General features: G+C 67.2%; 21 protein-coding genes and 1 riboswitch. Of the genes, 7 read left to right on the top strand and 14 right to left on the bottom strand.

Features of this window, described 5'->3' with window-relative positions; genetic code table 11:
• Positions 1–41: 41 nt before the first annotated feature.
• The 4 genes from C7H85_RS14300 to C7H85_RS14315 are packed head-to-tail and all read right to left on the bottom strand — an operon-like array spanning position 42 to position 4,712.
• Complete coding sequence (locus tag C7H85_RS14300; protein WP_106730368.1) at positions 42–1,430, bottom strand: ABC transporter ATP-binding protein; 1,389 nt, start codon at positions 1,428–1,430, stop codon at positions 42–44.
• Positions 1,427–2,263, bottom strand: a complete 837-nt coding sequence (locus C7H85_RS14305; protein WP_106730369.1) for an ABC transporter permease — start codon at positions 2,261–2,263, stop codon at positions 1,427–1,429. The genes C7H85_RS14300 and C7H85_RS14305 overlap by 4 nt, the downstream gene beginning before the upstream one ends.
• The gene (locus C7H85_RS14310) at positions 2,260–3,195 is read right to left on the bottom strand and encodes an ABC transporter permease (RefSeq protein WP_106730370.1); all 936 of its coding nucleotides are present in this window, start codon (positions 3,193–3,195) and stop codon (positions 2,260–2,262) included. The genes C7H85_RS14305 and C7H85_RS14310 overlap by 4 nt, the downstream gene beginning before the upstream one ends.
• Entirely contained in the window at positions 3,192–4,712 is a 1,521-nt protein-coding gene (locus C7H85_RS14315; RefSeq protein ID WP_106730371.1) for an ABC transporter substrate-binding protein, read from the bottom strand. The genes C7H85_RS14310 and C7H85_RS14315 overlap by 4 nt, the downstream gene beginning before the upstream one ends.
• 166 nt (positions 4,713–4,878) lie before the next feature.
• Between C7H85_RS14315 and C7H85_RS14320 the strand changes: the two genes are divergently transcribed.
• Positions 4,879–5,418, top strand: a complete 540-nt coding sequence (locus C7H85_RS14320; RefSeq protein ID WP_106730372.1) for a glutathione peroxidase — start codon at positions 4,879–4,881, stop codon at positions 5,416–5,418.
• Positions 5,419–5,534: 116 nt separating this feature from the next.
• On the opposite strand, the gene C7H85_RS14325 is transcribed toward C7H85_RS14320, so the two are convergent.
• A complete protein-coding gene (locus tag C7H85_RS14325) occupies positions 5,535–7,067 on the bottom strand; it encodes a TerC family protein (protein WP_106730373.1) in 1,533 nt (510 codons plus the stop codon).
• A gap of 368 nt (positions 7,068–7,435) precedes the next feature.
• On the opposite strand from C7H85_RS14325, the gene C7H85_RS14330 reads away from it, so the two are divergent.
• The 3 genes from C7H85_RS14330 to C7H85_RS14340 are packed head-to-tail and all read left to right on the top strand — an operon-like array spanning position 7,436 to position 9,825.
• Positions 7,436–8,182 (top strand): 5-oxoprolinase subunit PxpA, encoded by a 747-nt coding sequence (locus C7H85_RS14330; RefSeq protein WP_106730374.1) that lies wholly within the window; start codon positions 7,436–7,438, stop codon positions 8,180–8,182.
• Complete coding sequence (gene pxpB, locus C7H85_RS14335) at positions 8,179–8,889, top strand: 5-oxoprolinase subunit PxpB (RefSeq protein ID WP_106730375.1); 711 nt, start codon at positions 8,179–8,181, stop codon at positions 8,887–8,889. Before C7H85_RS14330 ends, pxpB begins: the two co-directional genes overlap by 4 nt.
• Before the next feature lie 6 nt (positions 8,890–8,895).
• Entirely contained in the window at positions 8,896–9,825 is a 930-nt protein-coding gene (locus C7H85_RS14340; protein WP_106730376.1) for a 5-oxoprolinase subunit C family protein, read from the top strand.
• A gap of 23 nt (positions 9,826–9,848) precedes the next feature.
• Here the strand turns inward: C7H85_RS14340 and C7H85_RS14345 are convergent, their stop codons facing one another.
• The gene (locus tag C7H85_RS14345; protein WP_245879675.1) at positions 9,849–10,337 is read right to left on the bottom strand and encodes an HPP family protein; all 489 of its coding nucleotides are present in this window, start codon (positions 10,335–10,337) and stop codon (positions 9,849–9,851) included.
• A gap of 99 nt (positions 10,338–10,436) precedes the next feature.
• Here C7H85_RS14345 and C7H85_RS14350 point away from each other — a divergent pair, with 99 nt between their 5' ends.
• A complete protein-coding gene (locus tag C7H85_RS14350) occupies positions 10,437–11,012 on the top strand; it encodes a TetR/AcrR family transcriptional regulator (RefSeq protein WP_106730377.1) in 576 nt (191 codons plus the stop codon).
• A 44-nt stretch (positions 11,013–11,056) separates the two neighbouring features.
• Here the strand turns inward: C7H85_RS14350 and C7H85_RS14355 are convergent, their stop codons facing one another.
• The 8 genes from C7H85_RS14355 to menA all read right to left on the bottom strand — a co-directional run bounded on the left by C7H85_RS14355 (position 11,057) and on the right by menA (position 19,155).
• Entirely contained in the window at positions 11,057–11,464 is a 408-nt protein-coding gene (locus C7H85_RS14355) for a TM2 domain-containing protein (protein WP_106730378.1), read from the bottom strand.
• 124 nt (positions 11,465–11,588) lie between these two features.
• Positions 11,589–12,710 (bottom strand): 2-iminoacetate synthase ThiH, encoded by a 1,122-nt coding sequence (thiH, locus tag C7H85_RS14360; protein WP_106730379.1) that lies wholly within the window; start codon positions 12,708–12,710, stop codon positions 11,589–11,591.
• On the bottom strand, positions 12,707–13,477 hold the full coding sequence (locus C7H85_RS14365; protein WP_106730380.1) for a thiazole synthase: 771 nt from the start codon (positions 13,475–13,477) through the stop codon (positions 12,707–12,709). Before C7H85_RS14365 ends, thiH begins: the two co-directional genes overlap by 4 nt.
• A 1-nt stretch (position 13,478) precedes the next feature.
• Entirely contained in the window at positions 13,479–13,679 is a 201-nt protein-coding gene (gene thiS, locus C7H85_RS14370; RefSeq protein WP_094041314.1) for a sulfur carrier protein ThiS, read from the bottom strand.
• Positions 13,670–14,437, bottom strand: coding sequence for a HesA/MoeB/ThiF family protein (locus C7H85_RS14375; RefSeq protein ID WP_106730381.1), 768 nt, complete (start codon positions 14,435–14,437; stop codon positions 13,670–13,672). The genes thiS and C7H85_RS14375 overlap by 10 nt, the downstream gene beginning before the upstream one ends.
• On the bottom strand, positions 14,427–15,944 hold the full coding sequence (thiE, locus tag C7H85_RS14380; protein WP_106730382.1) for a thiamine phosphate synthase: 1,518 nt from the start codon (positions 15,942–15,944) through the stop codon (positions 14,427–14,429). The genes C7H85_RS14375 and thiE overlap by 11 nt, the downstream gene beginning before the upstream one ends.
• Positions 15,941–17,893 (bottom strand): phosphomethylpyrimidine synthase ThiC, encoded by a 1,953-nt coding sequence (gene thiC, locus C7H85_RS14385; protein WP_106730383.1) that lies wholly within the window; start codon positions 17,891–17,893, stop codon positions 15,941–15,943. The genes thiE and thiC overlap by 4 nt, the downstream gene beginning before the upstream one ends.
• 84 nt (positions 17,894–17,977) lie before the next feature.
• Positions 17,978–18,080, bottom strand: a riboswitch (TPP riboswitch).
• A gap of 175 nt (positions 18,081–18,255) precedes the next feature.
• The gene (menA, locus tag C7H85_RS14390; protein ID WP_245879676.1) at positions 18,256–19,155 is read right to left on the bottom strand and encodes a 1,4-dihydroxy-2-naphthoate octaprenyltransferase; all 900 of its coding nucleotides are present in this window, start codon (positions 19,153–19,155) and stop codon (positions 18,256–18,258) included.
• 120 nt (positions 19,156–19,275) lie between these two features.
• Here menA and C7H85_RS14395 point away from each other — a divergent pair, with 120 nt between their 5' ends.
• Positions 19,276–20,190 carry an o-succinylbenzoic acid (OSB) synthetase gene (locus tag C7H85_RS14395; RefSeq protein WP_106730385.1) on the top strand — a complete coding sequence of 305 codons (915 nt, stop codon included), beginning with the start codon at positions 19,276–19,278 and terminating at the stop codon, positions 20,188–20,190.
• Positions 20,191–20,295: 105 nt separating this feature from the next.
• A complete protein-coding gene (locus C7H85_RS14400) occupies positions 20,296–22,263 on the top strand; it encodes an exoribonuclease II (RefSeq protein ID WP_106730386.1) in 1,968 nt (655 codons plus the stop codon).
• Positions 22,264–22,328: the final 65 nt, after the last annotated feature.

The following is a 22,328-nucleotide window of genomic DNA, read 5'->3' on the forward strand; positions in this document are numbered from 1 at the left end:
AGTGCTTTTGCAGTCTAGCAGCTCCCTCCCCGTTTGGCCCCCTACCCCAGGGTCAGCACCCGGTCCGCCACCCTGTTCACCAGCGCCGCCTCGTGGCTCACCAGCAGCAGGGCGCAGCCCCGCTCCCGGGCCAGGCTGGTCAGCAGCCTGATGGTCTGCTGCTGGGTCACCAGATCCAGGCGCGAGGTGGGCTCGTCGGCAAACAGCAGCACCGGCTCCAACAGCAGGATGCGCAAAATCGCCAGCCGCTGCAGCTCGCCGCCGGATACCTCCCGGGGCGAGCGCGCCAGCAGGTCGGGCGAGAGCCCCAGCCGGGGCAGCAGCCGCTCCACCTCGGCCCAGTCCTTTTGGTGCAGCTTCACCACATCCTTCAGGCTCTGGCCCAGGCTGCACCAGGGCGCAAAGGCGGCGGGCGGATCCTGGTAGAGCTTCTGGTAGCGGGTGCGGGCCAGGGCGGGGTCGCGCCACACCGAGCCGGCGTCCGGTTCCAGCAATCCTAAGCAGATGCTGCCCAGGGTGCTCTTGCCGCAGCCGCTGGGGCCCACCACGCCCATCACCTCGCCGGCGCGCAGTTCGAAGGAAATATCCCGGAACAGGGGCCGGCCGCCCCGCTCCTTGGCCAGCCCGTCCACCTTCAGCACGGTGGCGCCCGCGTTCAGGGGCGCCAGTTCGGGCCAGGCGGCGGGCTCGGCGGCCAGCAGGGCCCGGCCGTAGTCGCTGGCGGGGGCCTGCAGCACCTGCTCCGCCGGGCCGGACTCCAGCACCTCGCCGCCCCGTACTATCATCACCTCGCCGCCCAGCTGGCGGGCCACGGCGATGTCGTGGGTAATGGTCAGCAGGCCGCCGCCCGCCTCCGCCACCTGCCGCAGCAGGCCGGTCACCTGGTCACGGCTGCCCGCGTCCAGGCCCTTGGTGGGTTCGTCGGCAATCACGATGTCGGCACCGCCGGTGCTGGCGGCGGCAAAGGCCAGCCGCTGCATCATGCCGCCCGAGAGCTGGCCCGGCAGCCGGTGCAGGGCGTGGCCCAGGCCGAGCCGGGTCAGATCCTGCTCGGCCTGGCTGCGGGCCTGGGCCCAGTCGGCGCCGGCCACGTAGCGGTAGCCTTCGGCCACCTGCTCGCCGGCCCGCATGGTCGGGTCCAGCGCCAGCCAGGGCTCCTGGGGCAGCATGGCGAGTTGGCGCCCCCACCGCTGGCGCCGGGCGGCGGGGGCCTGGCCGCGGAGCTCTTCGCCCCGCAGCCAGATCCGGCCCCGGGCCTGCAGCCCCGCGGGCAGGTTGCCCATGATGGCCTGGGCGATCAGGCTCTTGCCGGAGCCGGTTTCCCCCAGCAGGGTGAGCGGCCGGCCGGCCCTGAGGGTGAACGACAGCGGCCGCACTATGGCATCTGCCGCCGCCACCGCCAGTTGTTCCACTTTCAGCAGTTCGGTCATGGCTTGCGGCCTCCCGCCAGCAGGTTGAGGGCCAGCACCAGCAGGAACACCGCCGCTATGGGTTGCAGCAGCACCCAGGGCGCCTCGTGGTAATAGGGCAGCAGCTCGGTCATCATCAGGCCCAGTTCGGCGGTGGGCGGGCGCAGCCCTACGCTGACAAAGCCCAGGGCGGCAATGGCCAGGATGGCGGTGGCGGCGCCGAAGGCACCCAGGGTCAGCACCACCGGCGCCAGCGCCGGCCACAGGTGGCGGCGCAGTATGTAGCCGGGGCCGAAGCCGAGCAGGCGCGAGGCCTCGATTTGTGGTGAGGCCATCAGGGTGCGGGTGGTCAGGCGCACCACCCGGAAGTATTCGATCCACAGCACCAGGGCGATGCCCACATACAGGGTCCAGAAGTTGCCCGGCGCTATGGCCACCAGCAGCAACACCAGCAGCAGGCCGGGCAGGGCCAGCAGGGTGTCGGCCAGCACGCCCAGGGCCCGGTCCACCCAGCCGCCGCGCCAGCCGGCGAGCACGCCCAGCAGCACGCCGGGCACGGCGGCGGTCAGCACCCCGAGCAGGGAAAGGCCGAGGGAAAGCTGCACCGCCGAGCTCATGCGGGCCAGCATGCTGCGGCCCAGGTGATCGGTACCCAGGGGTTCGGCCAGGCTGGGCGCGGCCAGGATCCGGCTGTAGTTCTGCCGGGCCGGATCCAGTTCGGTCAGCAGCGGCAGGCCGAGGCCGAACAAGGCCAGCGCCAGCAGCAAAGCGGCGCCCAGGCGCTGGCGGGGGCTCAAAAAACGGCGGCCGGCGGCGGGAGTCGCCGGGGCGGCCAGGGTCGCGGTTTGGCTCATGCCTCCCTCCTTCTCGGGTCGATACGGTGGCACAGCAGGTCCACCAGGGCGTTGAGCAGCACGAACATCAGCCCCAGCACCAGGGCGGTGCCCTGGATCATGGGTACGTCCCGCGCCACTATGGCGTGCACCAGGGCATGGCCGATGCCGGGCCAGGCGAACAGGGTTTCCACCACCACCACGCCTTCGATCAGGTACACCAGCTGCATGGCCTGGTGGGCCAGCACCGGCACCGCCACGTTGCGCAGGCCGTGGCGCAGGAACACCCGGCCCTCGCCCAGGCCCTTGGTGCGGCCGAAGGCGTAATAGGCGGAGCCGGCCACGCCCTGCATGGCGTTGCGGCTCACCCGGCAGGCCACGGCGGCCAGCCCCAGGGCCAGGGTCAGCGCCGGCAGCAGGGTGTGGGCCGCGCTGCCGTGGCCGGCAGCGGGCAGCCAGCCCAGCTGCACCGCCAGCAGCATCACCAGCAAAATGCCGATCACGAACTGGGGCAGGGCCCGCAACACGGTGGCCAGCAGCAGGGTCAACCGGTCGAGCCGGCCGCCGGGCCGGAGCCCGGCCAGGATGCCGAGCGGCGGGCCCAGCAGCAGCGACAGCCCCACGGCGGCGGCGGCCAGCTTGAAGGAATGGCCCAGTTGGTGGCGCAGTTCGTCCACCACCGCCTCGCCGCTCACCAGGGAATGGCCCAGGTCCAGCCGAAGCAGATCCCACAGCCAGTGGCCCAGGGCCTGCCAGGCGGGCAGGTCCAGGCCCAGCTCGGCGCGCACCGCGGCGGCGGCCGCCGCGTTCACATAGTCGTAGCCGTAGCGGCCGGCGGCGATGCGAAAGGCCATGTCCCCGGGCAGGGCATGGGTGAGGATATAGGTCAGCACCCCCACCATCAGCGCCACCAGGGCGGCCTGCATCAGCCGATAACTCAATACCGGTATCACTGGGCCCACCTCATCTCGCTCACCCGATAGTTACGCTCGAAGGGATCTATGCTGAAGCCCTCCACCTTGTTGGACACGGCGGCGGTTTGCTGGTACCAGGCCACCGGGATCACCGGCAGTTGCTGGTGCAGTATGCCGGCGGCTTCAATGCGCAGCCCGGATACGGTCTCGCCGTCGGTTTGTGCCAGCAGTTGCTGCAAAATCTCGCCCAGGCGCGGGGAATGCCAGTTCATGGCGCCCCAGTCGCCGCCTTCGGGGCCGAAGTCCTGCAGCAGGGTGCCGAGGGGATCCGGCACCAGGGCGAAGTTGCGCGCCATCAGGCCCAGTTGCAGGCTGCCGTCCCGGTGGCCGGCGGGGATTTCGCTGGAGTTGCTGACGTTGACCGTCAGTTCAATTCCCAGTTCCCGCAGCTGATCCTGCATGGCGGTGGCCAGCAGCGGCAGTTCGGGCCGGTCGGCGAAGGTGGTCAGGGTCAGCGTGAAAGGCTCGCCGTTGCGGCTGAGCATGCCCTTGTCGTCCGCCTGCCAGCCCAGGCCGGCCAGCAGGGCCCTGGCCTGCTCCAGATCCCGTTCGGCGCCGGCCACCTCGCTCAGGTGCCAATCGGTTAAAGAAGGCGGAAACAGCTGGCCGGCCGCCGCCTCGGGGTTGCGCAGCAGGGCCACGGCCATGCCGGTGCGATCCAGCGCCAGGCTCAGGGCCCGCCGGGCCTCGGGCTCGGCCAGGAAGGGATGGCCGGCGTTGAGTTTGAGGGTCACGGTGCGGGGAATGGGCTCGGCGTGCACACTCAGCCGCTGGTTGCGCTGCAGCCGGGCCTGGCTGGCCGGATCCAGGGTGAACACGATGTCGGCGTCGCCGCTCTCGGCCATCAGCGCCCGGGTCTCGCCCCGGCCGGCGGCCAGGTACGTCAGCCGCTCGATGGCGGGCGCCTCGTCCCAGTAGTCGTTGAAGGCGGCGGCGGTCAGCTTTTGCGGCATCTGCAGTTGCTCGATGCGGTAGGGGCCGGTGCCGATCACCCGGGTGGCCTCGCCCGCCTCGTCGTAGGAGGCGGGCGCCAGTATCTGGGCGGAGCTGTGGGCCAGCAGCGCCGGCAGCGGCGCGAAGGGACTGGTCAGGCGGATCTGCAGCTCATCCCCCTCGGCGGTAATGGCCGCTATCGGCGCCTCGGTCAGCATGCCGGGCTTGGCCAGGGCCAGTTGCAACGCCCTGGCCGCCACCTCGGCGGTGAGCGGGCTGCCGTCGTGGAAGCGCACGCCCGGCCGCAGGGCGAAACGCCAGCTCAACTGATCATCGGCGATGGTCCAGCTTTCGGCCAGGCCGGGCCTGGGGTGGCCCTGGTTGTCCACCTCCACCAGGGTTTCGCCGATCTGCAGCCGGGTATAGACATAGCCGGCCTTGGCGGGGTCGGTACTGCCGATTTCCCAGGGCGCGACGATGTCGAGCACCCCTTCGGTGGCATGGGTGGAAGCGGCAACGGCCAGCAGGCCGGCGCCGAGCAGGGAAGATCGCAGTGGCATCATGGGGGCTACCTGAACAATGGATACGAATGAGAACAAACCATTTAGTTATAATATAACATCACAGTTCATCCCTATCGTCACCCCCGGTGCAAGCATTTTTTATCCGCCAGGGTCTTTGTGGCAGTAACCTTAAGCCATGCCCATGGACCATCAGGGAGTGATCGAGATGAAAAAACTGTTCAGCGGCCTGTGCGGCCTGCTGCTGTGCCAGACGGCAACCGCGGCACAGCCGGACACCGGCGCCCTGTTCGAACACCAGTTGCCCCGGCTGCACTCGAGCGAGACGGTGGACATGCGCCAGTTCGCCGGCCAGCCGCTGCTGGTGGTGAACACCGCCAGCTTCTGCGGCTTTACCGGCCAGTTCGAGGGGCTGGAGGCGCTGCACCAGCGCTACAAGGATCAGGGGCTCAGGGTGGTGGGCTTTCCCTCCAACGACTTCCGCCAGGAAGCGAAAGACGAAGCGGAAACCGCCAAGGTGTGCTTTATCAATTTCGGGGTCAGTTTCGACATGGTGGCGCCGATCAAGGTGCGGGGCGACGACGCCCACCCCATCTTCAGGGAGATCGCCCGCCAGAGCGGCAAGGCGCCGCGCTGGAACTTCTACAAGTACGTAATAGACCGGGAAGGCCGGGTCACGGCGGTGTTTTCCAGCCGGACCAAGCCGGAGGACGAAAAACTGAAAACCGCCATAGAGGCGGTGTTGTAGTCACCCCCGCGAAGGCGGGGGTCCAGGGGCTCGGCGTTGTCGCCTTCGCGGGAAGGTACCCGGGTCCTGGCTGCCCGCCTTCGCGGGCATGACAAGGTCCCGGCACCCTCCTTAGATCAGGCGGTAAGCGGGGTAATGCGCACCTGGGCGATGCGGAAATCCTCCACCTGGGTCACTTCGAAGCGCAGATCCTCGCGCTCGAACACCGCGCCCTGCTCCGGCAGCTGGCCGCTCCAGGCCAGCAGCATGCCCGCCAGGGTGGCGTAGTCGTTGTCCGGATCCACCAGCCCCTTGCGCGCCAGCACCTGCTCCAGGTAGTGCAGGTCGGTGCTGCCCTTCACCAGCCAGCCGTCTTCCTGGGCCAGCACTTCCGGGATCTCGTCCTCGTCCAGGAATTCGCCGACGATGGCTTCCAGCAGATCGTGGGGCGTCACCAGCCCCTGCACGGTGCCGAACTCGTCGTTCACCAGCACCATGTTGCCGCGGGCATCGCGCAGTATGTTGAGCAGGCGGATCACGCTGATGCTGTCCGGCACTATGATCGGCTCGTTGCCCGTGGCCAGCTCGGCCAGGCTCTTGCCCTCCTTCAGCCCGGCCACCAGATCCTTGGCCCGCACCACGCCCAGCAGGTTGTCCAGCTCCCCTTCGCAGACCGGGACCTGGCTGTGGGACGAGGCCATCAGCTCCGCCATCACCTGCTCGGGGCTGTCGGCCACGTCCAGCCAGGCGATGTCGGCCCGGGGCGTCATCACGGTGCGGATGGAGCGCTCGGCCAGCGACAGCACGCCGCTGATCATGTGCCGTTCCTCCTCGGCAAAGCCCTGCTCCAGGCTCTGCTGACGTGCTTCGTCCGGTTCCATGGCCGCCTGCTTGCCACCGCCCATCAGGTTGAAAATGGCCTGGGTGGTGCGCTCGCGCAGCGGCTGGCGAGCCTCTTCCTTGGCGGAGTTGCGCTTGGCCAGCTGGTTGAGGAACTCGATCAAAATCGAGAAACCGATGGCGGCGTACAGATAGCCCTTGGGGATATGAAAGCCGAAGCCTTCGGCCACCAGGCTGAAACCGATCATCAGCAGGAAGCTCAGGCACAGCACCACCACGGTGGGGTGGGCGTTGACGAACTCGGTGAGCGGCTTGGAGGCGGCCAGCATCACCACCATGGCCACCACCACGGCGATCATCATCACCGCCAGGTTGTCCACCATGCCCACGGCGGTAATGATCGAGTCGAGCGAGAATACCGCGTCCAGCACCAAGATCTGGGCGATGACCACCCCGAAGCCGGCATAGGCCACGTTGGTGCTGGCCTCGTGCATCTTGCCTTCCAGCCGCTCGTGCAGCTCCATGGTGGCCTTGAACAGCAGGAAGAGACCGCCGGCCATCAGGATCAGATCCCGCCCGGAGAAGCTCAGTTCACCCAGGGTGATCAACGGCGTGGTCAGGGTGACCAGCCAGGACACCACGCTCAGCAGCGCCAGCCGCATGATCAGCGCCAGCGACAGGCCGATGATACGGGCCTTGTCGCGCTGGTGGGGCGGCAGTTTCTTGACCAGGATGGCGATAAACACCAGGTTGTCGATACCCAGCACAATTTCCAGGATAACCAGCGTCAGCAGGCCCACCCAAATAGACGGATCCATCAGGAATTCCATGATTTACCTCTTGATACGTGTCGAATAGGTGCAGATCAGCGAATAGCACAGGCCAGGCCGGCAAGCTGAGTATAGCCGGGGCAGCGGACAAATCCGGATGGGGCGGCGGGCGCCGGGAGCAGTGACAGGAAGGAAACAGCTAAAAAATCAACGTTGTTTTGCAAGCAACTTCGCGAGCAATCCATATAGTTTACCGGCGGTGGACCGGACCTCTTGGTTAAAATGAGCAGGTATCATAATCACAAAAACCGGTTTGATAAATAGAGCTGTTCAGAAATAACGCATCAGCGCCGATGTGCCGCCGCCGGTTAAGCAATCGGCCATGACAGGATAAGATAAGGCATCATCTGACAGACGGAACCGACACCATGCCCAAACTACTGCTGAACGCCGATATGGGGGAAAGCTTCGGCCCCTGGGTGATGGGCTGCGACCAGGAAGTGATGCCCTTCGTGGACCTGGCCAACGTGGCCTGCGGCTTTCATGCCTCCGACCCGGACACCATGCGCCGCACCGTGCGCCTGGCGCTGGATCACGGGGTAAAAGTGGGCGCCCACCCCGCCTACCCGGATCTGGTGGGCTTCGGCCGCCGCTCCCTGGCCTGCTCCCCCGCCGAAATCGAGAACCTGGTGCTCTACCAGTTGGGGGCGCTGGACGCCCTGTGCCGGGCCGAAGGCGGCCGGGTGGCCTACGTCAAGCCCCACGGCGCCCTCTACAACGACATGATGCAGGAGCCGGCCCGGCTGGAGGCGGTGATCAAGGCGGTGGCCGCCTATGACGCCACCCTGCCGCTGATGGTGATGGCCACCCGGGATCCGCAACCGGCCCAGACACTTGCCGCCCGACACGGCGTTACCCTCTGGTTCGAGGCCTTCGCCGATCGCGCCTACGACGCCCAGGGCTACCTGGTCTCGCGCCGGCTGCCCGGCGCCGTGCACCACGACCCCGCCGTGATCGTGGAGCAGGCCCGCCGCATCGCCCTGGGCCAGGCGCTCACCGCCAGCGACGGCAGCCTGCTTATGCTCGCCGCCGACACCCTGTGCGTGCACGGCGACAACCCCGAGTCCATCGCGGCGGTCAAGGCCATCCGCCAGGCCCTGGACCAACTGCCATGAGCACCCTGCCCCGGCTGGAAAACGCCGGCATGGACGCCTGGCTGGTGCGGCTGTTCGACAGTATCGACGAGCGCAACATGGGCTGGATCACCGCCCTGGTGCGCGGCTGCGAGCAGGCGTTTGGCGACGAGCTGGTGGATCTGGTGCCCTCCTACACCACGGTGCTGGTGCAGTACGATCCCTTGCGCCTCAACGACGACCAGGCACGGCAGAAACTGCAAGACGTGCTGGCCGGGCTGACCCCGGATCGGGACCATGCCGACGCCCCGGTCAAGGAGCTGCCGGTGTGGTATCACCCCAGCGTGGGCCCGGACATGGCCCGGCTGGAGCGGCATACCGGCCTCGCCGCCGAGCGGCTGATCCGGCTGCACAGCGAGCACGAGTACCGGGTATTCGCCCTGGGGTTTGCCCCCGGCTTCGCCTTTATGGGCACCCTGCCCGCCGAACTGGCGCTGCCCCGGCTCGATACCCCTCGGCCTCGGGTGCCGGCGGGCAGCGTGGCCATCGCCGGCCGCCAGACCTCCGCCTACCCGCGGTCCTCCCCCGGCGGCTGGAACCTGCTCGGGCGCACCAGCGCCACCCTGTTCGACCCGCGCAGCAAACACTTAAGCCTGCTGCAGGTGGGCGATCGGGTACGTTTCGTCCCGGTCGACAAGGCCGCCTTCGAACGCCTCGGCGGCGATACCTCTCCCATGGCAACAAGGTAGTTCACGATGGCACCAGGATATCTCACCATCAGCCGCCCCGGCCCGCTCAGCACCCTGCAGGACGGCGGCCGCTACGGCGTGCGCCGCCTCGGCGTCACCCAGGGCGGCCCCGCCGATCTGCACGCCTGGGCCTGGGCCAACTGGCTGCTGGGCAACCCCTGGGGCGGCACGGCGCTGGAAATCACCCTGGGTGGTCTGGTACTGACCGCCGGGCAGGACTGCCGACTGGCCCTGGCCGGCGCCGACATGCAGGCCACCCTGGACGGCCGGCCCCTCGCGCCCTGGCAGGCCTTCACCCTCAAGGCCGGCCAGGTGCTGCGCCTCGGCATGTGCCGCCAGGGGCTGCGTACCTATCTGGCGGTGGCCGGCGGCTTTATCGCCGAGCCGGTGCTGGGCAGCCGGGCCTGTGTGGTGCGCGACGGCCTGGGCGGCCACCAGGGCGACGGCAGCAAGCTGGCGGCCGGCGACCGGCTGGCCTTTGTGCCGAATGAAACAGCCACACCGGCGCGCCGCCGGCCCGACGACGCCCTGCCCGACTATGGGGAAACACCCCGGCTGGCGCTGATCCCCGGCGCCCAGTTCCGCTTTTTCGATGACGCCAGCCTGCTCAACGCCTTCGGCCAACCCTGGCGGGTCGACAACCGCTCGGATCGCATGGGCATCCGGTTGCAGGGCCCGGCTTTACGTTGCTCGGTCGAGTCGATGATCTCCGAGGGCGTCAGCCTGGGCGCGGTGCAGGTGCCGCCGGACGGCCAGCCCATCGTGCTGCTCAACGACCGCCAGACCATCGGCGGCTACCCCCGCCTCGGCACCCTGACGCCCCTGGCCTGCTCCCGCCTGGCCCAGTGCCGGCCGGGCCAGCAGATCTGGCTGTACACCACCACCACCGACGCCGCCCAACGGGAATACCGGCAATTCAGGGCGCGGTTCGAGTAGTTTCGTCCCGCTTGTACGGCCCGCTACAGCCACCGTGCCGGATAGCTCCGGCGCCCCGTGCCGCGGTGATACAGCAGGCCCATCAGCACAATCAGTACCGCCCCTATTGCCACCGGCGACCACAGGAAATCCCAGCCCTGGCCACTGAGCATCACGATCAGGGGGTTGGCCCCGGCCGGCGGGTGGGTGGTGCCGGTCAGCAACATCAGGCTCACCGCCAGGCCCACCGCCAGGCCCAGCGACCAGGGGTGCACCCCAAACAGGCTCATGGTAGTCAACCCGACCAGGGTGGTCAGGAGATGGCCGAACACGATGTTCCGAGGCTGGGCCAGCGGGCTGTCCGGCAGGCCGAAGAGGATCACCATGGTGGCGCCGAAAGGTGCCATCAGCCACAGGGCCCCGTCATTGAACTGCTCCAGGCCGGCCAGCACCGAAATGCACAGCATGGCGCCCGCTCCCGCCACCAGGGCCGGGCCCGCGCCCGACAGGCGCGAAATCATCGTATTGCTCATAGATTTTCTCCATCAAAAAGTAGACCGAACTGTCTACCAATGACTTAAAGTAGACAGATCGGTATACCTCTGTCAACATCGACGAAAAAGGAGAGACCCATGGACAAGCGCCAGCAGCTTATCGTCACCGCCTTCGAGCTGTTCTACCGGCATGGCATTCATGCGGTGGGCATCAACCAGATACTGCAGCACTCGGGGGTGGCGAAGAAAACCCTGTACCACCACTTCCCCGGCAAGGAGGCGCTGGTGGAGGCCGTGGTGGCCTATCGTGACCGGAATTACCTGGAATGGCTGGACGCCCGCCTCGCCCGGGCGGAAGGCGGTGTGGCGGCGGTGATCGAGGCGCTGTTCGACGCCCTGGATGACTGGTTCAACGACAGGGTCGAGCTGCTCACCGAGTTTCACGGCTGTTTTTTTATCAATACCTGCGGGGAATACGGCGATCCGGAGCACGAGGTTCATCGCCAGTGCGCCCGGCACAAGGCCGCCGTTATCGCTCGCATCGCCGGCCACCTGGCTCGCTGCGGCCTGGAACCAGGAGACGCCCAGTCCCTGGCCGACACCCTGGGATTGCTGAAGGAAGGCGCCACCGTGCAGGCCCATATAACGGGCGACAAACAGGCGGCGCTCAAGGGCAAAGCCCTGGCCGCCACCTTGGCCACCCCCTATCTCTAGCCGGGCCGGTCAGATAATGCTTGAAGCGATGAACTCCGGGCGATTTACCCGAACCGGCGCGACTCGCGGTTGACCTCGTCCACCTGGCCGTTCAGGGTCCAGTAGTCGTAGAGGTAGCCGAGCAGGAAGAGGCCGCCGGTGAAAAACCAGATAATGGCGGTGACCCATTTGCCCAGATAGAGCCGGTGCACGCCGAAGATGCCGAGGAAGGTCAGCAGTATCCAGCTCAGGTTGTAGTCCTTGCTGCCGGCCACGTAGCGGCGCTCGGCGGCGCGGTCCATGGAGGGGATCAGGAACAAGTCCACTATCCAGCCGATAAAGAACAGGCCCAGGGTAAAGAAGTAGAGGGTGCCGCTGATGGGGCGGCCGTAGTAGAAGCGGTGCGCGCCCATAAACCCGAAAATCCACAGGATATAGCCGATCACCTTGCTGTGCGTGTTGTTTGCAACCAAGTTGCCACCTCCGTCATGACCACAATCACGGCTCAAGTGAGCCTTGCCGTGCTCACTATAGCTCCGATGGCCGCCAATTTATAACGATGAACCGGTTTTCATGCCGGTTCACCGTTTTTATCGGTCAGCGGCTGGCGGAGTAGCTGTTGTCCCAGTCTTTCCATACCGGTTGCAGGCCGGCGGCGGCCACCGCCCTGGCCACCTCGGCCGGGGCGCGGTCGTCGTCGATCTCGAACTGCTCCAGCTCGGCCTTGTCGTCGGCCACGTAGCCGCCGGGCTGGGTCTTGGAGCCGGCGCTGATGCTGGTGATGCCGAGCGGGATCACCTTGTCGCGAAATTCCTGGGCCTCGCGGGTGGACAGGCTGAGCTCCAGCTCCTGGTCGAACAGCCGGTAGGCGCAGATCAGCTGCACCAGCTGGCGATCGCTCATCACCGACTTGGGCTCCAGGCCGCCGGCGCAGGGCCGCAGGCGCGGGAAGGACACCGAATAACGGGTCTGCCAGTAATGCTTCTGCAGGTAGCGCAGGTGCGCCGCCACGTAGAAGCTGTCGGCGCGCCAGTCCTCCAGCCCGAACAGGGCGCCCAGGCCGATCTTGTCGATGCCCGCCTTGCCCAGCCGGTCCGGGGTTTCCAGCCGCCAGCGAAAGTCCTTCTTCTTGCCGCGGATATGGTGCTGGTCGTAGGTCAGGTGCTGGTAGGTCTCCTGATACACCATGACGCTGTCCAGCCCGTATTCCCGCAGTTCGGCGTATTCCTCCCGGGACAGGGGCTGCACCTCCATCATCAGGTAGCTGAAATGGCGCTTGATGATCGGCAGCACCCGCTTGAAGTAATCGAGCCCCACCTTGCCCTCGTGCTCGCCGGTCACCAGCAACACGGTGTCGAAGCCCATGGCCTTGATCGCCAGGCATTCCTGCTCGATTTCGGCTTCGTTCAGGGTCTTGCGCTTGAGCCGGTTGCTCATGGAAAAGCCGCAGTAGGTGCAGTCGTTGGCGCACAGGTTGGACAGGTAGAGCGGGATATAAAAGCCCACGGTGTTGCCGAAGCGCTGGCGGGTCAACTGGTAGGACTGCTGCGCCATCTGCTCCAGGTAGGGCTCGGCGGCCGGCGAGATCAGCGCCATAAAGTCCTGCAGATCCCGTTTCGGCCGGGCCAGGGCCCGCTCCACGTCCCGCGCCTGCTTGCCGTAGATGCTCAGCTTGATGTCGTCCCAGTCGAGGGACGACCAGATCTCGAAGAAGCTCATAACGCCCCCAGAAAGGCGGTGAGCGGGCTGGAGGCCTGGGCCTGGTGGCTCTGGCCGGCCAGCCCCGCTTCGAAAGCCATCCGTCCGGCTTCCACCGCCAGCCGGAAGGCCCGGCCCATGGCCACCGGATCGCCGGCCACGGCGATGGCGGTGTTCACCAGCACCGCATCGGCGCCCAGCTCCATGGCGTAGGCGGCGTGGCTGGGCGCGCCTATGCCCGCATCCACCACCACCGGCACGGTGGACTGCTCGATGATGATCTCGAGGAAGTCCCGGGTCACCAGCCCCTTGTTGGAGCCGATGGGGGCGCCCAGCGGCATCACCGCCGCGCAGCCGGCTTCTTCCAGCCGCTTGCACAGCACCGGGTCCGCGCCGCAGTAGGGCAGCACCACGAAGCCCTCCTGCACCAGCCGCTCGGCGGCGCGCAGGGTTTCGATGGGATCGGGCAGCAGGTATTTAGGGTCCGGGTGGATCTCCAGCTTGAGCCAGTTCGTGCCCAGGGCCTCCCGCGCCAGCCGGGCGGCGAACACCGCCTCGTCGGCGTTTTTGGCGCCCGAGGTGTTGGGCAGCAGGTTGACGCCCAGCGCCAGCAGCGGCGGCAGTATGTCGTCGCTGTGGGCCTTGAGGTCCACCCGCTTCAGGGCCATGGTCACCAGCTCGGAGCCGCTGGATTCGAACGCCGCCTTCATGACGGCGCCGTTGGCAAACTTGCCGGTGCCGGTGAACAGGCGGGAATTAAAGGTCTTGTCGGCGATGGTCAGGCTCATCTCAGCCTCCGGCGATGGCGTGGAACAGGGTGATGGTGTCGTCGGGCGCCAGGGCCTGCTCGGGCCAGCGGCCGCGGGCCACCACCTGCTGGTTGAGGGCGACCGCCACCCCGGGTTTGTCTTGCTCAAGCTCCGCCAGCAGCCGGCCCAGGGTGGTACCCTCCGCCAGCTCCAGCGCTTCGTCGTTCAGGGTTACGCGCATGATGATTCTCCACTATCTCTGCCGCACACGGGGCAGGCCGGATCCCTGGGCACCTTGAGGCTGTGCCAGCGATGGGCCTTGGCCTCGAACAGCTTGAGTTCGCCCCAGGGCACGCTGCCGGTGCCGGTTAAAAACTTGATGGCCTCCAGCGCCTGCAACAGGCCGATGGTGCCCACCACCGGGCCAATAACGCCGGCGTTGCCGCAGTTGAGCCGCTCGCTCTGCTCCGGCTGGTACAGGCAGCGGTAGCAGCCGTGATCCAGTTCCGGGTTGAGCGCCAGCAACTGCCCCTCGAAACGGATGGCGGCCCCCACCAGCAACGGCTTGCCCCAGGCGTAACAGGCGGCGTTGATGGCCTGGCGCACCGCCATGTTGTCGGTGCAGTCCAGCACCAGGTCCACCTCGGCCACAAAATCGCTTAAGGCGCCTTCGTCCAGCTTCTGGTTGACCGCGATCAGCTCCACCTCGGGGTTGAGCCTGTGCAGCTTGTCCCGGGCCACCTCGGCCTTGCTCAGCTTGAGGCTGTCGCTGTCGTACAGGGTCTGGCGCTGCAGGTTGCTCACCTCTATCTGGTCGAAGTCGGCCAGCCACAGGGTGCCCACCCCGGCCGCCGCCAGGTACTGGGCGGCGGGCGAACCCAGGCCGCCCAGGCCGACGATCAGCACGGAAGCGTTTTTCAGCCGGAGCTGGCCGGCCTCGCCCACCTCTTCGAGCAGCAGATGGCGGCTGTAGCGCAGGAATTCGCCGTCACTCAGCATGATCCCCCTCCACCAGGGCCAGCAGCTCGCGGGTGGCGGCATCCGGGTCCGCCGCTTCGGTGATGGCGGTGACCAGGGCGATGCTGCCCACCCCGGTCTCGGCCACCAGCGGTACCCGCTCCCGGCTGATGCCGCCGATGGCCACCAGCGGGTAGTCGTCCATCAGCGCCACGTAACGGCCCAGCCGCGCCAGGCCCTGGGGCCGGGACGGCATGTCCTTGGTCTTGGTGGGGAAGATATGCCCCAGCGCCAGGTAGGAGGGCTTGAGCTCCCGGGCCCGCAGCATCTCGTAGTAGCCGTGGGTGGACAGCCCCAGTTTCAGGCCGGCGGCGCGGATGGCCTCCAGATCCGCCACCTCGATGTCCTCCTGGCCCAGGTGCACGCCGTAGGCGCCGTGGCGGATGGCCAGCCGCCAGTAGTCGTTGATAAACAGCCGGGCCTGGTAGCGCCGGCCCAGCTCAACAGCGGCCTGGATGTCGGCCTCCACCTCGGCGTCGGCCTTGTCCTTGATGCGCAGCTGCAGGGTGCGCACGCCCTGCCCGAGCAGCCGCTCCAGCCAGGCCACCGAGTCCACCACCGGGTAGAGCCCGAGCTTCAGGGTATCCATGGGCGCGAAGGCGCCCCGGGGCAGGCTGCCCTCGAGCCCCAGTTGCTTGCCCAGGGCCGAGCCCGGCATCACCACGGTGGGGAAGTCTTCGCGCCGGTCGGGCCAGCCCAGGTGGGCCACCGGGCCGGCGCCCCTGCCCAGGCCTTCGGCGGCCTTGAGTCCCTGGTTGACGTAGGCCTTGGCCAGCACCAGGGCATCCTCGATCGGGTAGTCCTGGGCCACGGCGGTGGCGATGGCCGAGGCCAGGGTGCAGCCGGTGCCGTGGCCGTGGACGGTGTCCAGCCGGGGGCTGGCCAGCCAGATCTCGCGTTGGCCGTCGGTGAAGTAGTCGAGGGCCTGATCCCCGCTCCAGTCCAGGTGGCCGCCCTTGACCAGCACGGCGCGCGCGCCCAGCTCCAGCAGGGCCGCGGCGCCGGCGCGCACCGCCCGGGGCGAGTCGGGCGCAATGCCCGACAGCGCCGCCAGCTCGGCGGCGTTAGGGGTGATCAAATCCACCTCGGGCAGCAGATGCTGCTTGATGGCCGGCAGCAGGTTGGGCTCGGCCATGGCCTGGCCGGTGCTGGCGATGGCCACCGGATCCAGCACCACCCAGGGTTGCCACTGGCGCCGGTATTCCTTCAGGTAGCGGGCCAGTACCTCGGCGCGCAGGCCGCCGGGCAGCAGGCCTATCTTGATGGCCCGGGCCGGCAGGTCGGTGGCCAGGGCCACCAGCTGGCTGGTGAAGGCCTGCATCAGCACCGGCTCCACCATGGCCACCGTGACCGAGTTCTGGGCGGTGATGGCGGAGATCACCGAGCAGCCGTGGCCGCCCAGCGCCTGTATGGTATGCAGGTCGGCCTGAATGCCGGCGCCGCCGCCCGAGTCCGAGCCGGCGACGGTCCAGACGATGGGTCGGGTCATGCCTCCTCCTGCTCCAGCTTGTCGGCCTGGTGGTAGAGCTCGCCGCCGCGCTTCTTGAACTCCTGCGACATCTGGGCCATGCCGGCGACCACGGTCTCGCTGTTGCCGTCCATGTCCACCAGCTGCACCGCGATGTTGTTCTCCAGGCTGGCGGCGTAGTCGCGCACGTCCTGGGTGATCTTCATGGAGCAGAACTTGGGTCCGCACATGGAGCAGAAGTGGGCCACCTTGCCGGATTCCTGGGGCAGGGTCTCGTCGTGGTAGGCGCGGGCGGTTTCCGGATCCAGCGCCAGGTTGAACTGGTCTTCCCAGCGGAACTCGAAGCGGGCCTTGGACATGGCGTTGTCGCGGATCTGGGCGCCCGGGTGGCCCTTGGCCAGATCGGCGGCGTGGGCGGCGATCTTGTAGGTAATCAGGCCCTGCTTGACGTCTTCCTTGTTGGGCAGGCCCAGGTGCTCCTTGGGCGTCACGTAGCACAGCATGGCGCAGCCGAACCAGCCGATCATGGCGGCGCCGATGCCGGAGGTGAAGTGGTCATAGCCGGGGGCGATGTCGGTGGTGAGCGGGCCCAGGGTGTAGAAGGGCGCCTCGTGGCAGTGCTCCAGCTGCTCTTCCATGTTGCGCTTGATCATGTGCATGGGCACGTGGCCGGGGCCTTCGATCATCACCTGCACGTCGTATTCCCAGGCCACCTTGGTCAGCTCGCCCAGGGTGTACAGCTCGGAGAACTGGGCCTCGTCGTTGGCGTCGGCGATGGAGCCGGGGCGCATGCCGTCACCCAGGGACAGGGAGACGTCGTAGGCGGCGCAGATCTCGCAGATTTCGCGGAAATGCTCGTAGAGGAAGCTTTCCTTGTGGTGCGACAGGCACCACTTGGCCATGATGGAGCCGCCACGGGAGACGATGCCGGTGACCCGCTTGGCGGTCATCGGCACGTAGCGCAGCAGCACGCCGGCGTGGATGGTGAAGTAGTCCACGCCCTGCTCGGCCTGTTCGATCAGGGTGTCGCGGAACACTTCCCAGGTCAGGTCTTCGGCCACGCCGTTCACCTTCTCCAGCGCCTGGTAGATGGGCACGGTGCCGATGGGCACCGGGCTGTTGCGCAGTATCCATTCACGGGTTTCGTGGATGTAGCGGCCGGTGGACAGATCCATCACGTTGTCGGCACCCCAGCGGGTGGCCCATACCAGCTTCTCCACTTCCTCTTCGATGGAAGAGGTCACCGCCGAGTTGCCGATGTTGGCGTTGATCTTCACCAGGAAGTTGCGGCCGATGATCATCGGTTCGGATTCCGGGTGGTTGATGTTGGCGGGAATGATGGCGCGGCCTTCGGCCACTTCCTTGCGCACGAACTCGGGGGTGATGAACTCGGGCAGGTTGGCGCCGAAGTTCTGGCCCGGATGCTGCCGGAGCAGCAGCTCGTCCCGCACCCGCTCGCGGCCCATGTTCTCGCGGATGGCGATGTATTCCATCTCGGGGGTGATGATGCCTTTACGGGCGTAGTGCATCTGGGTCACGCACTGGCCCAGCTTGGCCTTGCGCGGCTTGGGCAGGTGCTCGAAGCGCAGGTGATCCAGGCCGTCGTCGGCCATGCGCTGCTGGGTGAACTGGGAGGTGGCGCTGTCCAGCTCCTCGGTGTCGTCACGCTCCAGTATCCACTGGCGGCGCAGCTGGGGCAGGCCCTGGCGTACGTCCAGCTCGGAGTCCGGATCGCCGTAGGGGCCTGAGGTGTCGTACACCGGCACCGGCGCATTGGGCTCGAGGATGGGATTTTCCTGGGTGCCGCCCTTGAAGCTGTCGGCCAGGCGGATTTCGCGCATGGCCACCTTCAGATCCGGACGCGAGCCTTCGATGTAGATGCGGCCGGAGTTGGGAAAGGGTTCGCCCTTGAGGTTCTGGATGTAGTCCTGGGCCTGGCTGCGTACTTCGCGACGATTAATTTTTGACATAGCAATCTCACCTTGCGTCCATTGAGTTCGTGAAAATGCTTGTCAGGAGTGTTGAGGAAGAACCGGGCGGAAGGAAGTTTTTAGGCCTGGTTCTCACTTGTTTCCCTTCGCAGGTATTAGCCTGATCAGGTTCAACGGATCCCGCTGTTCGCGGTCTCAGCCCTTGGGGGCACTCCGACAAGATGGAGGTCAGTATAGCCAGAGCCGCCGGTCAAAAGCAAAGCGGTTGGATACAATTTTTGCAATCTTGCTTTAACTCTTTATCAACAAAAGAATTTAAAAGCGGGGATTTGGGATTGGGGACTGGAGAGCGACAGGTCCCCAGTCCCCAGTCCCCAGTCCCCAGTCCCCAGTCCCCGGTTTTACCCCCAGGCCAGCCCCAGGGCCAGCAGGCCGGTAAAGATCAGGGTGCCGCGGGCGGTCAGCCCCAGGGCCCGGTTCAGCGCCGGCCCCTGCTCGGTCAGCACCAGCCGGGTGGCTTCGGCCAGGGGCCGGAGCCCGAGCAGGGCCAGGAAACCCCAGCCCGCCATCAGCTGCGTCCCCGCCAGCAGGGCCGTGGTCAGCAGCAGCAACTGGTAGGCCCGCGCCCGCGCCAGCCCCAGGCGCAGGGCCAGGGTGTGTTTGCCCGCCCGGCGGTCCGATTCCAGGTCGCGGATATTATTGATATTGAGCACCGCCACCGACAGCAGCCCCACCGCCAGGGAGGCCCACCAACCGGCCGGGGTCAACTGGTGCTGCATCAGCCAGGCCGTACCCAGCACCGCCACCGGGCCAAAAAACACGAACACCGCCAGATCCCCCAGCCCCATGTAGCCGTAGGGCCGCCGGCCCAGGGTGTAGGTCAGGGCCGCCAGCAGGGCCAGGGCACCCAGCAGCAGAAAACCGAGCCAGGCGCCCCGGTCGGCGCCCAGGGCCCACCCCAGCAGCAAGAGGCCGGACAGCACCGCCAGAGCGGCGGTCAGCCGGATCGCCGACAGCAGCTGCGCCGGGGTCACCTGGCCCGAGGCCAGCACCCGGACGGGGCCGGTGCGGTCCACCGAGTCGGTGCCGCGCACCCCGTCGCCGTAGTCGTTGGCCAGGTTGGAGAGGATCTGCAGCAGCAGGGCGGTGAGCAGCGCCAGCAGCAGCACGCCGCCGTCGACGTCGCCCTCCCCGGCCGCCACGCCGGCGCCGAGCAGGATGGACGCCAGCGCCAGGGGCAGGGTCTTGGGCCGGATGGCGTTCAGCCAGGTGCTCAGGGGCATCGGTGCTCTCTTGGTCATCAAAGGAAACCCCTATCATAGCCGCGCCCCGGCCGCTGAAAACAGCGCTACCGTCCCTAGCGGACAGATGTTACTTTTAATTAAAGATATTTCCGACGGCGATTAACGGGGTCACCACAAATGCATATTGCGGTTTACGGCTATGAACTTCCCCTGACCATGGCGCTCACCATCAGGGGCACCCCCCTCGGCCGCCGCCGGGGCTTTTACGTGTGCATCGACGGCCGCTGGGGCGAGATCGCCCCCCTGCCCGGTGAGTCCCGCGAGAGCCTGGAGGAGGCCCGGGACGAGCTGCTGGCCGCCTGTGCGCGGCTGGCCCAAGGCCAGCCCCACGGCGCCAGCCTGCCCTCGGTGCAATTCGGGCTGGACTGCGCCCTCACCGCCATCGACGGCGAGCCGGCCCCCTCGCTGCCGCTGCTGGAAGGCGAGCGGGAGCCCATTATACGCGCCTGGCGCTGCCGCCGGGTGCACCCCCAGCGGGCCTGGCTGACCCTCACCGGCGAGGTGCAGCACGACGCCGGCCTGGTGCGCGAACTGACCCTGCTGGTGCCCGGCCTGCAACTGGTGCTGGACGCGGGCGGCCGGCTGAGCGAGGAGCAGCTGGAAGGGCTGTGGCGGCGCATCGATCCCGCCCGCATCGACTGGCTGCTGGATCCCGCCGCCGACCTGGCCGCCGGCCAGCGGCTGGCGGAGCGCCACGGCTGGCCGGTGGCCTTCGATCTCGGCCGCCATGTCGCCCTGGATTACCCTCTGTTCGAACAACTGAAAGCCCTGGTGCTCAGGCCCAGCCAGTTGGGCGGCCTGGCGCGGTGCCGGGAGCTGGCCGAGGAAGCACTGGCCCAAGGGCTGGACGTGGTGGTGGCCGACAGCCTGGAAAGCGGCCTGGGCAACGCCCAGCTGGCCCGCCTGAGCGCCCAATGGGCACCGGGCCGGACGGCGATGCTGGACCGGTTGCGCTACCTGCTGGACAGGGGCGTGGACGGCAACGGTCAGCCGGATCCCGGCAGACTCACCCTGCTCCGGGAATACGGCTGACCGGCTCCGAACGGGAACCGAAACCCGGCCCCGGGCCAAGGTTTCCTTGGCATCCGGGGGGTAAATCCGTATAGTCAGGCCGATATTTCGACAGGTTCCCAATCTATGTTTCAAGACAACCCCCTGCTGGCCCAGCTCAAGCAACAGCTGCGCGAATCCATGCCGACCAAGGAAGGCACCGTCAAGGCCACCGCCAAAGGTTTCGGCTTCCTCGAGGTGAGCGAGAAGGAAAGTATTTTCATTCCGCCGCCCTACATGAAGAAGGTGCTGCACGGCGATCGCATCACCGCCCTGGTGCGCACCGAAAACGAGAAGGAAGTGGCCGAGCCGGAAACCCTGCTCGAGCAGGGGTTGACCCGCTTCGTGGCCCGGGTGAAGTGGTTCCGCGACCGGCTCAACATCGTGCCCGATCACCCGCTGATCAAGGACGCCATCAAGGCCCGCGCCATCAAGGGGTTGGATGAAAAGGGCCTGAAGGACGGCGACTGGGTGCTGGGCGAGCTCAAGCGCCACGCCCTGAACGACAACGGTTTCTTCGCCGAGGTGGTGGAGCTGGTGGCCGGGGTGGACGATCCCATAGCACCCTGGTGGGTGGTGCTGGCCCGCAACAAGCTGGCCAACCAGGCGCCGCGGGACCAGGACGAGTGGCAGACCCTGGAAGAATCGCTGCCGCGCCGGGATCTCACCGAGGTGCCCTTCTTCACCATCGACAGCGAGTCCACCCAGGACATGGACGACGCCCTCAGCGTGAAGAAGCTGGACGGCGGCTGGGAGCTGACCGTGGCCATCGCCGATCCCACCGCCTATGTGCCCCACGACAGCGATCTGGACAAGGTTGCCGCCGAGCGTGCCTTTACCGTCTACCTGCCCGGCCGCAATATTCCCATGCTGCCGCGCACCCTGGCCGACGAACTGTGTTCGCTCAAGGCCGGCGAAGAGCGCCCCGCCCTGTGCGCCCGCCTGCTGATCGACTTTGACGGCAAGGTCACCGACCAGGTGGAATTCTTCGCCGCCCGCATCCGCTCCCAGGCCAAGCTGGCCTACGACAAGGTGTCCGACTGGGTCGAGCAGAAAGGCGACTGGCAGCCCGAGAGCGAGGTGATCGCCGAGCAGCTGCGCGAACTGACCGAACTGACCCGCGCCCGCAGCGCCTGGCGCAGCGAGCACGCCATCGTGTTCAAGGACAGGCCCGACTACCGCTTCGAGCTGGACGACGCCAGCAACGTGGTGGCCATTCACGTGGATCACCGCCGCATCGCCAACCAGATGGTGGAAGAGGCGATGATCGCCGCCAACCTGGCCTGCGGCAACTGGCTGACCGAACACGCCGGCACCGGGGTGTTCAACGTGCACGCCGGCTTCGACCCCGAGAAGCTGGCCCAGTTGGCCGAACTGCTGCAGGCCCACGAAGCCCCCTTCGAGCCGGAAAGCCTGGCCAGCCTGGAGGGCTTCTGCGCCCTGCGCCGCTGGCTGGACACCCGCAACACCAGCTACCTGGACAACCGGGTGCGCCGCTACCAGTCTTTCGCCGCCATGAGCGTGACCCCGGCCGAGCACTACGGCCTGGGCCTGGCCGCCTACGCCACCTGGACCTCGCCCATCCGTAAATACGGCGACATCATCAACCACCGGCTGATCAAGGCGATACTGGCCGAGCAGGAGCACGAGGCCCACGCGCCCAGCGCCGAGCTGGCCCAGCACCTGTCCGAGCAGCGCCGCATGCACCGCCGCGCCGAGCGCGACATCGCCGACTGGCTCTATGTGCGCTACCTGCAGCCGGCGGTGGCCGAGGGCAAGGTGTTCGACGCCGAAATCATCGACATCGGCCGGGGCGGCGTGAAGCTGCGCCTGCAGGAAAACGGCGCCGTGGTATTCATGCCCTCCTCCCTGATCCTGGCCAACCGGGACCGGCTGGAATGCAGCTGGGACGACGGCCGCGTCTACCTGGACAAGGAAGCGGTCTACGAACTGGGCCAGCATATCCAGGTGATCCTCACCGAAGCGGTGGAAGACACCCGCTCGCTGATCGCCAAGCCGGCGGTGCCCCTGGTGCCGGAAAAACCCGCCTCCTGATACCCAAAGGGCCTGCGATTGCAGGCCTTTTTCAGTTCATTCCCCCGGCAACTCCAAAGCACTTC

The organism is Zobellella endophytica, assembly GCF_003012775.1.
Taxonomy (GTDB): Bacteria; Pseudomonadota; Gammaproteobacteria; order Enterobacterales; family Aeromonadaceae; genus Oceanimonas; species Oceanimonas endophytica.